The following is a 13,911-nucleotide window of genomic DNA, read 5'->3' as shown; positions in this document are numbered from 1 at the left end:
CACAGGGCGCGCAGCGGACATAGACCCCCATCTGGGTGACCGGATGGGGGCGGGCCTCACCGGCGTTCCCAGGCGCCCGGACGACCGAGCAGTTCTTCTGCGACGTCAGGCAGGTCGCCGGTGACCAGCGCTTCGACCGACGTGCCCTCGAGCACCGTTCGCATGCTGGCCCGCAACGCGATCCAGATCGCCTGCACACTGCGGGATGTCTCCGGGTAGTCGATCTGTTCCGGCGGTGCGCCGCGAACACCGGCCAGCGGACCGTCGATCGCGCGCACGACATCCGCCACACTGATCTCGGCCGCGGGTCGGCCGAGGGAGTAGCCTCCCTGCGACCCACGCGTCGCGATGAGGATGCCGGAGCGCACCAACTGGAGAAGGATGTTCTCGAGGAAGCGGGCCGGGATGTGCTGGGACGTCGACAACTCGCGCTTCGTGGTCACGCCGCCGTCCGTGCCCGCGCTCGCGATCTGGACGACAGCCCTGAGGGCGTAGTCCACGCGAGCGTTGACCTGCACGGTGCGCCCCCCTCCACAGTCCTGGGACTTGCGTTCGTTTGAACTATATTCGCACGACCCCCATGCCACGGCGAGAGCGGACTCCGTTCGCGATCGCGCTGAAGACGCCGTCGACGATGACGCCGACGAGCAGGATCACGATCATGATCGCGATCAGCCCCGGTGCGTTGGCGAATTCGCGGAAGAACTGGAGCTGGACTCCGAGCGAAGGCCGGGATGCGATGATCACCAGCAGTTCGCCCGCCATCAGGCTGCGCCAGGCGAATGCCCAGCCCTGCTTGAGGCCCGAGACGTACTGCGGCATCGCGGACGGGATCATCACAGAACGGTACAGCCCGAGGCCACGCGCACCGAGAACTTTCGCGACCCGCACCAGCTGTGGCGGGACGTCGTCCACGCCGGAGACGAAGCCGTTCGCGATCGACGGAGCCGCGCCGATGACGACCACGAACAGGATCGCCTGCTCGGTGAGGCCGAACAACAGGATCGCCAGCGGGAACCAGGCGATCGACGGCATGGTCTGGAGGCCGGTGATCAGCGATCCGATCGCGGAACGGAGGATTCGGGAGCGGGACACGGCGAGCCCGAGGGCCGTCCCGATCACGATGGCGACCGCGAAGCCGATCATCGCCCGGTTGAGCGTCGTGCCGAGAGCGCTCCAGAACTTCGGGTCGACGAGTTCGCCGACGAACGTCTGGCCGACCGTCAGCGGGCCGGGGAGCACGTAATCGGGACGCCAGCCGCTGAGCACGACCAGCTCCCACACGAGGAGGACGATGAGCACGGCGAGGAGCGGCGGCCAGACGCGGCGCCAGATGCGCCTGCTCCAGCGCGACAACCCGTCGCCGCCCTCGTGGAATGTGGCGGGCGCAAGGCCGACGGTCGACGCGCGCAGGGCTCGATCACTCATCAGACACCTCCTGGCTGTGGAGCAGGTCGTGGAGTTCGGCGGCGGCCTCTGCGGTGAGGAGGTCCTCCATGCGGCGGGGACGGGGGATGTCGATCCTCTCCTCGCCTCCGATGCGACCAGGCGACGGCTTCATGACGATCACCCGGTCGGCCAGGCGTGCGGCTTCCCGCACGTTGTGCGTGACGAAGACCACGGTGAGACCGCGTTCGGCCCAGATCCGCTCGGTCAGCTCGTGCATCGCATCCCGGGTGATCGCGTCGAGTGCTGCGAACGGTTCGTCCATCAGGAGGATCTGGCACTCCTGTGCCAGGGTCCTGGCCAGTGCGACGCGCTGCCGCATCCCGCCTGAGAGCTCGTGCGGACGCTTCTTCATGGTCCCGCCCAGCTGGACGGCCTCGAGCAGTTCCTCGGTCCTCGCCCGACGGTCGGACCGAGGAACCCCCGAGAGCCTCAGCGCGAGCTGGATGTTCCCTCCGACCGTCAGCCACGGGAACAGGCTCGACTCCTGGAACATGACCCCGACGCGGCGGGCCCCCAGCTCGATCGTCCCCGCATCCGCCGCGTCGAGGCCGGCTATGAGGTTGAGCAGTGTGCTCTTCCCGCATCCTGAGCGCCCGACCACGCAGAGGAATTCGTGCTCCCTGACCGAGATCGAGATGTCCTGGAGTGCCGTGGTCTCGTGGCCACGGCGGCCGAAGCGTTTCGTGAGGCCATCGATCCTGATCGCGTCGACGGCCCCCGTCGTGCCGGATGAGACCGGCCGGTCGATGAGTGTCATGGTGTGGGGATCGCCTTCTCCCCACGCTTCTCGAGCAGGGAGTTGAGCGGCTTCAGGTCGTACAGGCCGTCGAGCTTCACGGTGTCGAGAAGGCCGACCGAGTGCGCGTGCGCGGCCGAGGCGAGGAGCGTCGCCGGAAGGGGATCGATGGTGAATGTCACGTCGTTCCACGCCGTCTCGAGCACCTTGGGGTCGGTCTGGCTGCCGGTGATCGCCTTGATCTGGTCGTTCACGATCGTGGCTGCGTCCTTCGGGTGCGCCTTGATGAAGTCGATGGCGTCCAGTTCGGCCGCGATCACCGCTTTCACCGCATCCGGATACTTCTTCAGGAACGCCGTCGAGGCGACCGTGTTCGTCACCACGAACTTTCCGCTCGGCCAGAGGCTGGCCTCGTTGACCAGTTCGGTGCCGTGACCCTGTTCGACCATCTGGGTCACCCACGGCTGGGGAACCCACGCGCCGTCGAGCTTGCCCTGGATGAAGGCCTGCAGTGCGGTCGCGTTGTCCTCGGGCATGATGTGGACGTCGCCGCCGCCCTCGGTCGTCGTGTTGAACCCCTGCTGCTTCAGCCAGTAGCGGAGAGCGACATCCTGGGTGTTGCCGAGTGACGGGGTCGCGATGGTCTTGCCTTTCAGATCGGCCGGGGAGTTGATCCCCTGGCGGACGACCAGGCCGGCGCCTCCGGATGCTGCCCCTGCGACGACCTTGAGGGCCTCGCCGTGGCTCTTGGTGTACCCGGTGATCGTCGGGTTGGGGCCGGCGAGGGTAATGTCGACGGCGTTGCCGAAGAGTGCCTCGATGGCGGCCGGGCCGGCGTTGAAGGTGACGGGGGTCACCTTCACTCCCTTGCCGAGCTCCTTCTGCAGGTAGCCCTTCTCGAGGGCGATGATCGCCGGAGCGTGGGTGAAGTTGGGGAAGTAGCCGAACCGCAGTTCGGTCGGCAGGTTCTGCGAGGCCGGCTCGGCGTTGGTGCCGGTGCCGGCGGCGGTGCTGCAACCCCCGAGCGTAACGGCGACGGCGAGAACGCCGGCGACGGCGATGATGCGACGAATCATGGTCACTCTCCTCTTGGCTGTGATTCCTGGTTCCTGGCCCTCCAGGTGCAGGCCCGGGTGCGCTATTTTCGACTTATCCGGTATTTCCGACATATCCGACGTATTTGATCGAGTATCCCAGCAGTTTATGAGAAATTCTCGATATTTACCAGAGTTGTGAAGAAATCAAGGGTCAGCGGTGAAATCGCTGTGCCAGAATCAGGTCATGGACTGGGGCTTGCTGGCCGGTTCGTTCGTCGTGGGCATCGTCGTCGGCCTCACGGGAATGGGCGGCGGGGCGCTGATGACGCCGATGCTCGTGCTGTTCTTCGGCGTGCCCCCGCTCACCGCCGTGTCCAGCGACCTCGTCGCCAGCGCCGTCATGAAACCCGTCGGCTCGATCGTCCACCTGCGACGTAAGACCGTGAACCTCCGCCTCGTCGGCTTTCTCTGCATCGGGTCGGTTCCAGCCGCGTTCTGCGGAGTTCTCATCCTGAAAGCCCTCGGCAACAGGGCCGACGTGCAGGTGTTCCTCCAGTACGCGCTCGGCAGCGCCATCCTGCTCACCGCCATCCTGCTCAGCGTCCGCGCCTATCTGCGGCTCGTGGAACGAGCGAAGTCCCGTGACGGGCAGGGGGACAAACTCCCGCAGGACCGCCCCGATGTCGTGGTCAGGGTGGTTCCCACGATCCTTCTCGGTGCGCTCGGCGGCCTGGTGGTCGGTCTGACCTCCGTCGGATCCGGATCGCTCATCATCATCGGCCTGATGATGCTGTATCCCGGTCTCCGGGCCAGCCAGCTCGTCGGAACCGACCTCGTCCAGGCCGTGCCGCTCGTCGCATCCGCCGCCATCGGCCATGCCATGTTCGGCGACCTCGACCTCGGCGTGACCCTGCCGCTGCTCATCGGAAGCATTCCCGGCACCTTCATCGGCGCCCAGTTGTCGTCGCGCCTCAACGGCGGCTTCATCCGTCGGGCGCTCGCGTTCGTGCTGCTCGCGTCCGCGCTCAAACTCCTCGGCGTCAGCAACGAACTCACCGGCATCATCCTCGTGGTCATGCTGATCGGTGCCCCGATCGCGTGGATGCTCATCCGCCGCAGCAAAGGACTCCCCGCTCTCGCATCCGTCGAAGTCCGCGAATACAAACGGTCGAAAGAAGCTGCAGCGGCTGCGGCCCTCCAGACCCACGATCCTCCGGAGCATGCCCGTGACGAATGACGTTCCTGCGGCCGGGAGCCGCGCCGGCACCGCCGCTCTCGCCCTCGATCGCCACGAACTCGAGCTTCTCGAACTGATCATCGGCGGACTCCTGGGTCCGATCGACGGCTACTGCCTTCCCGGCGCTGCGCCCGCGGGCTGGCCGTTCGAGGCGCAGCTCGTCGTCGGCGGGTCGTTCGCCGACCGCATGCGCGTGGGCGAGTCCGTCGAGCTGACTGACCCCGACGGCACCCCGCTCGCCGAACTGCTCGTCACCGCCGTTCGATCACGCGGCGACGGACGTGCGCACGTGGCTGGTGGCCTGCGTGGTCTGAGGCCTCCCGAACACGGGCCGGCCCGCGACCTGCGGCTGAGCGCATCCGATGACCTTTCGGGTTCGCGCATCGCCCTGTTCGATGACGTCCCTGACCCTGCCAGCCTGCTCCACCTCGCCCGCGACTCGGGCGGCCGTCCGATCGTGCTGCTCGGCATTGGCGGGTCGGCATCCGGTGCGACCCGGATGACCGCCCTGGTCGACCTGCTTCGGCGCTGCGCAGGGGAAATCGAAGGGGCCACAGTCCGGTATCTGCCGGCTCCTGCATCCGGGACCTCGACGGACGATCGCGGGATCGTCGACGCGGTCCTGTCGACGCTGAGGGCGGATGACGTTCTCGACTTCACGAGGCCGGGTAGTGAGCGGGCGTCCGAAGCTGCGGCGGCAGACGGGCTCGTCGTGCTCTTCAGCGGACTCTCCGGTTCCGGCAAATCGACGCTCGCGCGGGCACTCGCCGAGCGGCTCCCGTCCGTCGGACGACGGGGCGTCCTGCTGGACGGGGATGCGGTGCGCCGGGTCGTCTCCGCCGGGCTCGGGTTCTCAGCGGCCGATCGCGAGGAAAACCTCTACCGGATCGGCTGGGTCGCCGCCCGCGTCGCCGAGGGTGGTGGAGTCGCCGTGTGTGCTCCGATCGCGCCGTTCGCGAGCTCCCGGGAACGCATCCGCAGCATGGCCGAGGAGGTGGGGCGATTCGTCCTCGTGTATGTATCGACGCCGATCGAGGTCTGCGAGCAGCGCGACCGCAAGGGACTCTATGCGCGTGCGCGCGCCGGTGAGCTGACCGACTTCACTGGCGTCGACTCCCCGTATGAGGAGCCCGTGGATGCGGACATCGTCATCGACACGAGCGTCACCGCCATCGACGACGGGGTCCGAGCGATCATCGAGTCGATCGCAGGCTGACCGGCGTGCGACCGGCTGGAGCCGGGTGGGTGTGCCGGCCTCAGCCTTTCGCCTTGATGGCGCGCCAGCCGCCTGCACGGTTGTTGTCGGCGATGCGTCGGATCATGACCGTGAGCGCGTCGGCGTTGATCGTCCCGCCACGCTTGATGCCGACGGTCCGCGCCGTCGAATTGTCGTGGCCGGCCGTGATGATCCCATCCGGGTCGGGCACGATCGCTCCGTCGTAGACGAAGAGGTTGACGTGGTCTTTCGCGGCGAGCAACGCACACACGTTGCCGTCGAGCACGAAGTACGGCCGGTTCGTGCGCTTGATCGTCTCCTCGATGTCGGGTTCCGCCGCGTGCACGATCTCCCGTAACGCATGGCAGATCTCCTGCTGCCAGTCGGCCAGACCGTCGATGTAGGCGTCGACGCGCGGGTCCCGTGTTGCCATGCCGCATACTCTACGATCCACCGTGGTGCTGCGGAAGACACGGTGCTGTGGAAAGCTGTGGGCATGGCGGCGGTCACGCATCGGCAGGCGGCGCGCATCCTGGCCGAACAGGATCCTGTGCTCGCGCGCCTCGTGGCCGAGGGCGGACTTCCCCGGTTCCCCGCCCCGACGCAGAGTCATTTCGCGCAGCTCGTGGAGGCGATCACCTACCAGCAGCTCGCGGGCGCCGCTGCGCGTGCCATCCACGGACGGCTCGTCGCGGCACTGCTGGGCGAGGTCACGCCCGAACGCGTACTCGCGACTCCGCCGGAGACGCTGCGTGCCGCCGGGCTCTCCGGGAACAAGCTCGCCTCTCTGCTCGACCTGTCGTCGAAGGTGCTGGATGGCACCGTCGTACTCGACTCGCGACGACTCGGGCATCAGAGCGACGAAGAAGTGGTCGCCCGCCTCACCGAAGTCCGCGGGATCGGCAAATGGTCGGCCGAGATGTTCCTCATGTTCCAGCTCCGGCGGCTCGACATCTGGCCCACCGGCGACCTGGGGGTACGCAAGGGTTTCGGCCTCGCGTGGCGGATCGATACCCCGACGGTGAAGCAACTGGACCTGCTCGGCGAGCCGTACCATCCATACCGCAGCATCGTCGCGTGGTACTGCTGGCGCGCGACCGAGCTGTACGCGGGCGCCGTCGCCAGCGCCGTCACGACCGCTGCCGCCGAGCCGCCCGAGGCATGAAAAAACCCACAGCTGACACACAGCTTCGGAGGAACAGCCTGTGACCGTACCCCGTTCTACCTACTGAGGCGCTGCAGCCAGCAGTGACCCGAAGCGAAGGAGAGAGCACAGTGTCACACGAGTACCGCAAGGACCCGGAGGCCGTTTCCCGGCTCACCGCCGAGCAGTATCGCGTCACCCAGGAAGCAGCGACGGAGCCTGCCTTCCGCAACGAGTTCTGGGACAACCACGATGAGGGCATCTACGTGGACATCGTCTCCGGAGAGCCGTTGTTCGCATCCGTCAACAAGTACGACAGCCGCTCCGGCTGGCCGAGCTTCACCGTGCCCATCGACCCGGCCAACGTGGTCGTGAAGCAGGACCGCACCTATGGGATGGTGCGCACCGAGGTCCGCTCCGCACACGGCGACAGCCACCTCGGTCACGTCTTCGACGACGGACCCGTCGACCAGGGCGGCCTGCGATACTGCATCAATTCGGCAGCACTCCGATTCGTCTCCCTGGCGAACCTGGAGTCCGAGGGCTACGGCGACTACCGCAGCCTGTTCAGCTCAGTCAGCACAGCCACAACCACAGAGGAGACCGCACGATGACCGGAACCACTGAGAAGGCCATCCTCGCCGGAGGATGTTTCTGGGGAGTCCAGGACCTGATCCGCAAGCGCCCCGGAGTCATCTCCACCCGCGTCGGCTACAGCGGCGGTGACGTTGCGAACGCCACCTACCGCAACCACGGGAACCACGCCGAGGCGATCGAGATCATCTTCGACCCCGAGAAGATCAGCTACCGCGACCTGCTCGAGTTCTTCTTCCAGATCCACGACCCGTCGACGAAGAACCGTCAGGGCAACGACGTCGGTGCCAGCTACCGTTCGGCGATCTTCTACACCAGCGATGAGCAGAAGCGCGTCGCGGAGGACACCATCGCGGATGTGGACGCCTCCGGTCTCTGGCCCGGAAAGGTCGTGACCGAGGTCACAGCGGCCGGCCCGTTCTGGGAGGCCGAGCCCGAGCACCAGGACTACCTCGAGCGCATTCCGTGGGGCTACACCTGCCACTACGTGCGCCCGGACTGGAAGCTGCCGCGGCGCGAGCAGGCGGTCGCGCAGTAGTCGCGCACGGATCACGCACCACAGGGGAGGGGAGCTCGGCTCCCCTCCTTTCCTTTCCGGCTGTCGAATCGGATGCCCTGCTACCGTGGGCCTGTGGGCGTACGAATCGAGAAATTCGACCTGCCGGGCATCGGGGTCCGACACGACCTGGTCACTGAAAGCGGGCGGCGGCTGAGCGTCGTCTCGCATCGCGACGGCGACCGCGACCTCGCCCTGTTCAGCCTCGACGACCCGGATGCGAGCAGCGAGTCGATTCCGCTGAACGACGAGGAGGCCGCCGCGCTCGCCGACCTGCTCGGCAGTTCCGTGACGCTCAGCCGCCTGACCAGCCTGGCCGGCGACACCGCCGGGCTCTTCACCGAGCAGCTGCAGCTGCCGACCGACTCCCCGTATCTCAACCATCCGCTCGGCGACACGAAGGCCAGGACCCGCACGCGCGTCTCCATCGTCGCCATCGTGCGCGGACACGACGTCGTCCCGTCGCCCACGCCCGCCGAGACGTTCCGGGCCGGCGACATCCTCATCGCCGTCGGGACGCGGGAAGGTCTCGACGCCCTCGGCAGGCTGATCGCCGACGGGTCCGACTGACACCGGTCGCGCCCATGCAGGAGACGACGCTGATTCTGATCGAGATCGGCGCGCTGCTGCTCGCGATGAGCCTTCTCGGACGGCTCGCCATCCGGATCGGCATCTCCCCGATCCCGTTCTATCTGGTCCTCGGCCTGCTGTTCGGAGAAGGCGGCTTCCTCCCGCTCGACGCGAGCGAAGCCTTCTTCCAGGTCGGCGCCGAGATCGGCGTGATCCTTCTCCTCGCCCTGCTCGGGCTGGAGTACACCGCGAGCGAACTGCTCACCACCCTGCGGCGTTCCCCGGCGAACGGCGCGATCGACGGCGTGATGAGCGCCGTCCCCGGCGCTGTGCTCGCGCTCGTCCTGGGCTGGGGGCCGGTCGCCGCTGTAGCCCTCGCCGGCATCACCTGGGTGTCGTCGTCGGGTGTCGTCGCGAAGATGCTCCGCGATCTCGGGCGCCTCGGCAACCGCGAGACGCCCACAGTTCTCGCGATCCTCGTGATGGAGGACCTCGCCATGGCCTTCTACCTGCCTGTGCTCGCGGCACTCCTCGTCGGGGTCAGCATCCTCGAGGGGGCCGTGGCCGTCGCCATCTCCGTGGGTGTCGTGTCGATCATCCTGTTCATCGCCCTGCGGTACGGATCGTTCATCTCCCGGATCTTCTCGCCCGAGCATCCGGAGCCCCTCCTCCTCGGTGTGCTCGGGCTCACCATGCTGGTCGCCGGAGTGGCGCAGCAGGTCAACGTCTCGACCGCCGTCGGCGCGTTCCTGGTCGGCATCGCACTGTCAGGGAGGGTGGCGCAGCAGGCGAGCCAGGTGCTGACGCCGCTCCGCGACCTCTTCGCGGCCGTGTTCTTCGTGTTCTTCGGACTCGCAACCGACGCCGCCGAACTGGTCGTCATGCTCGGGCCCGCCGTTGCGCTCTCGGTCGTCACCATGGGCACGAAGATCGCCACCGGCTATGTCGCAGCCCGACGTGCGCGGATCGGCGTGCCCGGGCGGTGGCGTGCCGGGCTCGCGCTCACTCCGCGCGGCGAATTCTCGATCGTCATCGCCGGGCTCGCCGTCGGCAGCGGGATCGAACCCGGGCTCGCACCCCTTGCGACCGGTTATGTGCTCATCACCGTGATCGTCGGGCCGCTGCTGGCGCGCATCCCCGACTCGGGATGGTTCAAAGCGGCCACCCGGCCGCGTCGTGCCGCCATCGACGGGTGAGGCTCCGCCTGACGAAATTCCTGCCCGACGAAATCCCTGTCGCCGACCTGTCGATTCCGTGGCCCTGCGCACGTCGTAGGGATGAACACCACCGCTGCCGACCGGCAGCACGACACGAGGAGTACGGAAATGGCGAAATACGTTCTGCTGTACCAGGGCGGCGCAGCACCCCAGACACCCGAAGAGGGCGAGAAGCTGACCAAAGCGTGGATGGAGTGGTTCGGTTCAGCCGGTGACGCCATCCTCGACCCGGGCAACGCTTTCGGAGCATCCACCGCTGACGGTGCGGACCTTCCCGCGAGCGGCGTCAACGGCTACACGGTCGTCCAGGCCGCGTCGTCGGGCGACGTGGAGGGACTGCTCAAAGGTCACCCGCACATCGCATCGGGCGGCCGGATCGAGATCCACGAGACCGTCGACATGTAATGGCCGACGAGGGGCCGGGTCGCGCACGTGTGGCTCGGCCCCTCGTCCGCGTGATGCCGTCGCGGGACCGCGGGCGGCGCGCCGGTACCGTCTGCGAATACGTGCGGACTGCTTCCCGCGCATCCGCTCCCTTGACAGAATGAGGGCGTGACAGGCGCGACCGGCGGCTCTGAGCCACTGGACCATTTCCCGGCCCAGCGGTGGCGCATGTTCGCGATCGCGTATCGGATGCTCGGCACGGCCTCCGACGCCGAAGACATCGTGCAGGACGCGTGGCTCAGCTGGAGCAGCGGTGGAGGCGATGCGTCGGGGGTCGACGTCGGCGGCGAACTCGCCCGTATCGTCACCACCTTGTGCCTGGCCAGACTCGAGTCCGCGCGCGCCCAGCGTGACGTCTACGACGGGCCGTGGCTGCCGGAGCCGGTGCTCACCGCATCCGCATTCGACGGGCCGGAAGGGGTCACCGGGGTCCTCGGTCCGCTCGACATCGCAGCACAGCGGCAGAGTGTGTCGTTTCCCGTGCTCCACCTGTTGGAGCGGCTGACACCGCCCGAGCGCGCCTCGTGTGTGCTGAGGGATGCATTCGAGTACAGCCATCGCGAGGTCGCCGAGCTTCTCGGAACGACCGAAGCCAACGCTCGAGAGCTGCATGCCCGCGCCCGACGGAACGTCGAATGGCCGCACACCGCCCCGATCGAGCCTGAGCGGTGGCAGGGACTCGTCGACCAGCTGTTCGCGGCCGCCCACGGGGGTGAGGTCGAGTCCCTGGAACGGATGTTGAGGGAAGACTCTGTCGCCCGGGTCGACAGTGGTGGCATCGTCAGTGCCGCGCGGAAGCCGATCGTCGGCAGGGCCTCCGTCGCGCGTTACCTCATCGGTGCCGTACAGAGGTTCGGCGCAGGGATCGATCCGTTCACCGCACAAGTCAACGGCGAACAGGCGGTCGTCGCGCTCGCCGGCGACGAGATCGCGGCCGTGTGGTTCGTCCACACCGACCGCGAACATGTGACCGGCCTCGACATGGTGGTCAACCCGCAGAAGCTCGCGTTCGCCCAGGGGCAGTTGTCGCGCGTTGCGGATCCGGCGAGGTTGTGATGGGCGCGGCAGGGATTCTCGTGACCGGTGGGACCGGAACGCTGGGGAAGCCGACCGTGCAACTGCTTCGGCGGCGGAGCCGGGGTGACGGCGGTGGTTCGGGCGGTGTTGGCGGCGGTGATTCGGGCGGGAGTGTTGGCGGCGATGCGGGCGGTGATGGCGCGGGCGATCGTGAGGTGCGTGTGCTCAGCCGCCATGCGGGCCCCGGCCTGTTCGTCGGCGACCTCAAGACCGGCGCCGGGCTGGCAGACGCCCTCTCTGGCGTGACGACCGTCGTACACCTTGCGACCTCGTTCGGCGGAGGCGATTCGCGGATGACGCAGAATCTCCTCGACGCTGCTCAGGCGGCAGGTGTCGTCCATGTCGTCTACGTCTCGATCGTCGGCATCGACAAGATCACCCTGGGGTATTACAAGGAGAAACTCGAGTGCGAACGGCTGGTCACCGTTTCGGCGATCCCGCACACGATCCTTCGGGCGACCCAGGTCCACAACCTCGTCGCAACCCTGTTCGCAGCGCAGCGGTTCTCACCCGTGCTGTTCGCTCCGTCGATCCGGATCCAGCCGATCGCGGTCGAAGAGGTCGGAGCGCGACTGGTCGAGCTCGTGGAGGGTCGACCGGCTGGACGTGTGCCCGACATCGGGGGACCGGAGCGCCTGACCGGGCGACAGCTCGCCGATGAGTGGAAACGCTACAGAGGCTCACGCCGTGAAGTGTGGCCGCTGAAGGTTCCGGGAGCTGCCTTTCGTGCGCTGGCTGCGGGGGCCAACCTCGTCGATGGCGAGCCGTACGGTGTGCGAACGTTCACAGAGTTTCTTGCGTCGAGGTCGCGCTGATCTTTCGCTGACCGGGGCATTCATCCTCTCCTCCACATTTGTCGGTGTTCGGAAGTTATCCACAGGTAAAATGCTGGTCAGGAGTTGTTTAGTGGCGGCTTCGAATGTCGGTGGCTGCTGGTTGAGTTGAGTCATGACCTTCCCCGCACGCGCTGACCTCGACCGGCTCGCCGCTGCCGTCGAGGCGCTGCGTGCGCTCGAGGGCGCGGCGGGCACCGAGGCGGATGGCGGGGCCGGCGCGGATGCGTGCGCAGGGCCGGGTGCGCGTGCTGGGGTGGATGCACTCGGACTGACCAATGCGCAGAAGCTGGTGCGCTCGCTGGCTGCCCTGGGTGCGATACGGGCGGCGGTGGACGCTGTGGCCCTGCACAGGATCGCCGCGCTCGAACGGGAGCGTGGGTTCGATTCGGAGTCGGATCCGGTGCAGGCGGCCGGGCATCCGAATGTCGAGTCGTTGCTGGCCGAACTGTGGAAGACACCCCTGCCCGCCGCGAGGCAGCTATGCGCGGTAGCCCGCGCGACAGCACCCCGGCACACCCTGCAGGGTGAGGAGCTGCCTGCGGAGTTCCCGGACCTCGCCCAGGCGCTGCTCGGCAATGGTGCTGGCTCGGAGCACGGAGACGACCCGGTCAGCGGTGACGCCGCGAACCTTGGCGATGACGCCAGGGACGTTGCCGATGGACTGCGTCCGCGGGTGTCGGTCGAGCAAGCGGGAGCGATCATCCGGGAACTGGTCAAGACCGGGCCCGGCTGCAGCCTGGACGAGCGGGCGATGGGCGAACGGGTCCTGATCGAGCATGCGCCCGGGTTGACGGTCGAGCAGCTGCGCAAACTGGCGGTGCAGGTGCGTGAGCGGCTCGATCAGGACGGCACCGAACCGCGCGAACAGATGCAGCGCCGCCGCCGGTCGTTGACGATCAGCATCACTCGGGACGGGATGACCCACATCAACTGGTACCTCGACGCCGAGTCTGCCGGGCACGTGGTTCCACAGCTCACCGCCTATGTCAGCCAGGACTACCGGGCCAGTCATTCTCAGTCTGAAGGGTCCGGCACCGCCCCGACAGCTGCTGACCACGCCGGCGGGCTCCGGTTCCAACTCACCGGCACTACCGAAACTGTCGAGGGCGGATCAGCCGAAGGCAGAGCGGCCTGGGGCGGATCAGCGGCGGGCGGAGCCAGCGCGGGCGGGCCAGCCACCGACGGATCGGCCGACCCGTCGCCGATCATGCCCGAGTCGCGCACTCTCGCTCAGGTGCGGTCGGATGGGGCGGTCGACGCGTTCCGGCACCTGGCCGGCTGTAGCACCCCCGGGTCACGGCCGCCGGTGACGATGATCGTCCGGATCGGGTTGGATGACCTGCGCAGCGGGGACGGCACCGCGCAGATCGACGAAGTCCCCACCCCGGTCAGCGCCGGCACCGCCCGGCGGCTCGCCGCCGACGCCCAGCTGATCCCGATGGTCCTCGGCGGAAACAGTGAAGTCCTCGACCTGGGCCGCAGCAAACGGCTGTTCACCCCGGCCCAGAAGCACGCTCTCGCCGAACGCGACGACGGCTGCGCCTGGACCGGCTGCCCCCACCCACCCTCCTACACGCAAGCCCACCACATCCACTGGTGGGACCGCGACACCGGCCCGACCGATCTGGACAACGGGATCCTGTTGTGTTCCCAGCATCATCATCGGGTGCACGACGACGGGTGGGACATTCACATCCGGGACAACACCCCCTGGTTCACCCCACCCGCACATCACGACCCCACCCGCACACCGCGCCGAGGCGGACGCATCCGCCTCCCCGAAAGCGCACCACCATGA

General features: G+C 67.7%; 16 protein-coding genes. 11 read left to right on the top strand and 5 right to left on the bottom strand.

Translation table 11 applies throughout. The features are described from left to right. Positions 1–56: 56 nt before the first annotated feature. The 4 genes from AAYO93_RS15205 to AAYO93_RS15190 are packed head-to-tail and all read right to left on the bottom strand — an operon-like array spanning position 57 to position 3,261. Positions 57–518 carry an RrF2 family transcriptional regulator gene (locus tag AAYO93_RS15205; protein ID WP_345762001.1) on the bottom strand — a complete coding sequence of 154 codons (462 nt, stop codon included), beginning with the start codon at positions 516–518 and terminating at the stop codon, positions 57–59. A gap of 43 nt (positions 519–561) precedes the next feature. Further along, positions 562–1,428, bottom strand: a complete 867-nt coding sequence (locus tag AAYO93_RS15200) for an ABC transporter permease (RefSeq protein WP_345762000.1) — start codon at positions 1,426–1,428, stop codon at positions 562–564. Further along, a complete protein-coding gene (locus AAYO93_RS15195; protein WP_345761999.1) occupies positions 1,421–2,206 on the bottom strand; it encodes an ABC transporter ATP-binding protein in 786 nt (261 codons plus the stop codon). Before AAYO93_RS15195 ends, AAYO93_RS15200 begins: the two co-directional genes overlap by 8 nt. After that, a complete protein-coding gene (locus AAYO93_RS15190) occupies positions 2,203–3,261 on the bottom strand; it encodes an ABC transporter substrate-binding protein (protein ID WP_345761998.1) in 1,059 nt (352 codons plus the stop codon). The genes AAYO93_RS15195 and AAYO93_RS15190 overlap by 4 nt, the downstream gene beginning before the upstream one ends. 205 nt (positions 3,262–3,466) lie before the next feature. Here AAYO93_RS15190 and AAYO93_RS15185 point away from each other — a divergent pair, with 205 nt between their 5' ends. Both AAYO93_RS15185 and cysC read left to right on the top strand, forming a co-directional pair. Continuing rightward, positions 3,467–4,459: a sulfite exporter TauE/SafE family protein gene (locus tag AAYO93_RS15185; RefSeq protein WP_345761997.1), complete on the top strand. Its 993-nt coding sequence runs from the start codon at positions 3,467–3,469 to the stop codon at positions 4,457–4,459. After that, the gene (cysC, locus tag AAYO93_RS15180) at positions 4,443–5,675 is read left to right on the top strand and encodes an adenylyl-sulfate kinase (protein WP_345761996.1); all 1,233 of its coding nucleotides are present in this window, start codon (positions 4,443–4,445) and stop codon (positions 5,673–5,675) included. Before AAYO93_RS15185 ends, cysC begins: the two co-directional genes overlap by 17 nt. A gap of 40 nt (positions 5,676–5,715) precedes the next feature. Here cysC and AAYO93_RS15175 read toward each other — a convergent pair whose 3' ends face one another. Beyond that, positions 5,716–6,108 carry a DUF1801 domain-containing protein gene (locus tag AAYO93_RS15175; RefSeq protein ID WP_345761995.1) on the bottom strand — a complete coding sequence of 131 codons (393 nt, stop codon included), beginning with the start codon at positions 6,106–6,108 and terminating at the stop codon, positions 5,716–5,718. Between the two features lie 63 nt (positions 6,109–6,171). Here AAYO93_RS15175 and AAYO93_RS15170 point away from each other — a divergent pair, with 63 nt between their 5' ends. From AAYO93_RS15170 to AAYO93_RS15130, 9 genes are all read left to right on the top strand, one after another. Continuing rightward, on the top strand, positions 6,172–6,840 hold the full coding sequence (locus tag AAYO93_RS15170) for a DNA-3-methyladenine glycosylase family protein (RefSeq protein ID WP_345761994.1): 669 nt from the start codon (positions 6,172–6,174) through the stop codon (positions 6,838–6,840). A gap of 110 nt (positions 6,841–6,950) precedes the next feature. After that, positions 6,951–7,433 carry a peptide-methionine (R)-S-oxide reductase MsrB gene (msrB, locus tag AAYO93_RS15165; protein ID WP_345761993.1) on the top strand — a complete coding sequence of 161 codons (483 nt, stop codon included), beginning with the start codon at positions 6,951–6,953 and terminating at the stop codon, positions 7,431–7,433. Further along, entirely contained in the window at positions 7,430–7,951 is a 522-nt protein-coding gene (msrA, locus tag AAYO93_RS15160; RefSeq protein ID WP_345761992.1) for a peptide-methionine (S)-S-oxide reductase MsrA, read from the top strand. The genes msrB and msrA overlap by 4 nt, the downstream gene beginning before the upstream one ends. Positions 7,952–8,044: 93 nt before the next feature. Beyond that, positions 8,045–8,539: a cation:proton antiporter regulatory subunit gene (locus AAYO93_RS15155; protein ID WP_345761991.1), complete on the top strand. Its 495-nt coding sequence runs from the start codon at positions 8,045–8,047 to the stop codon at positions 8,537–8,539. Positions 8,540–8,553: 14 nt separating this feature from the next. Continuing rightward, positions 8,554–9,735, top strand: a complete 1,182-nt coding sequence (locus AAYO93_RS15150) for a cation:proton antiporter (protein ID WP_345761990.1) — start codon at positions 8,554–8,556, stop codon at positions 9,733–9,735. 129 nt (positions 9,736–9,864) lie between these two features. Next, complete coding sequence (locus AAYO93_RS15145) at positions 9,865–10,161, top strand: hypothetical protein (protein ID WP_345761989.1); 297 nt, start codon at positions 9,865–9,867, stop codon at positions 10,159–10,161. A 147-nt stretch (positions 10,162–10,308) separates the two neighbouring features. Further along, positions 10,309–11,256 carry a sigma factor-like helix-turn-helix DNA-binding protein gene (locus AAYO93_RS15140; protein ID WP_345761988.1) on the top strand — a complete coding sequence of 316 codons (948 nt, stop codon included), beginning with the start codon at positions 10,309–10,311 and terminating at the stop codon, positions 11,254–11,256. 20 nt (positions 11,257–11,276) lie between these two features. Beyond that, a complete protein-coding gene (locus tag AAYO93_RS15135; protein ID WP_345761987.1) occupies positions 11,277–12,092 on the top strand; it encodes an SDR family oxidoreductase in 816 nt (271 codons plus the stop codon). A gap of 133 nt (positions 12,093–12,225) precedes the next feature. Next, on the top strand, positions 12,226–13,911 hold the full coding sequence (locus AAYO93_RS15130; RefSeq protein ID WP_345761986.1) for a DUF222 domain-containing protein: 1,686 nt from the start codon (positions 12,226–12,228) through the stop codon (positions 13,909–13,911).

Source organism: Diaminobutyricibacter sp. McL0608 (genome assembly GCF_039613825.1).
Taxonomy (GTDB): domain Bacteria; phylum Actinomycetota; class Actinomycetes; order Actinomycetales; family Microbacteriaceae; genus Diaminobutyricibacter.
Note: the sequence above shows the minus strand (reverse complement) of the source record. Positions and strands in the feature narration are given on the sequence as shown.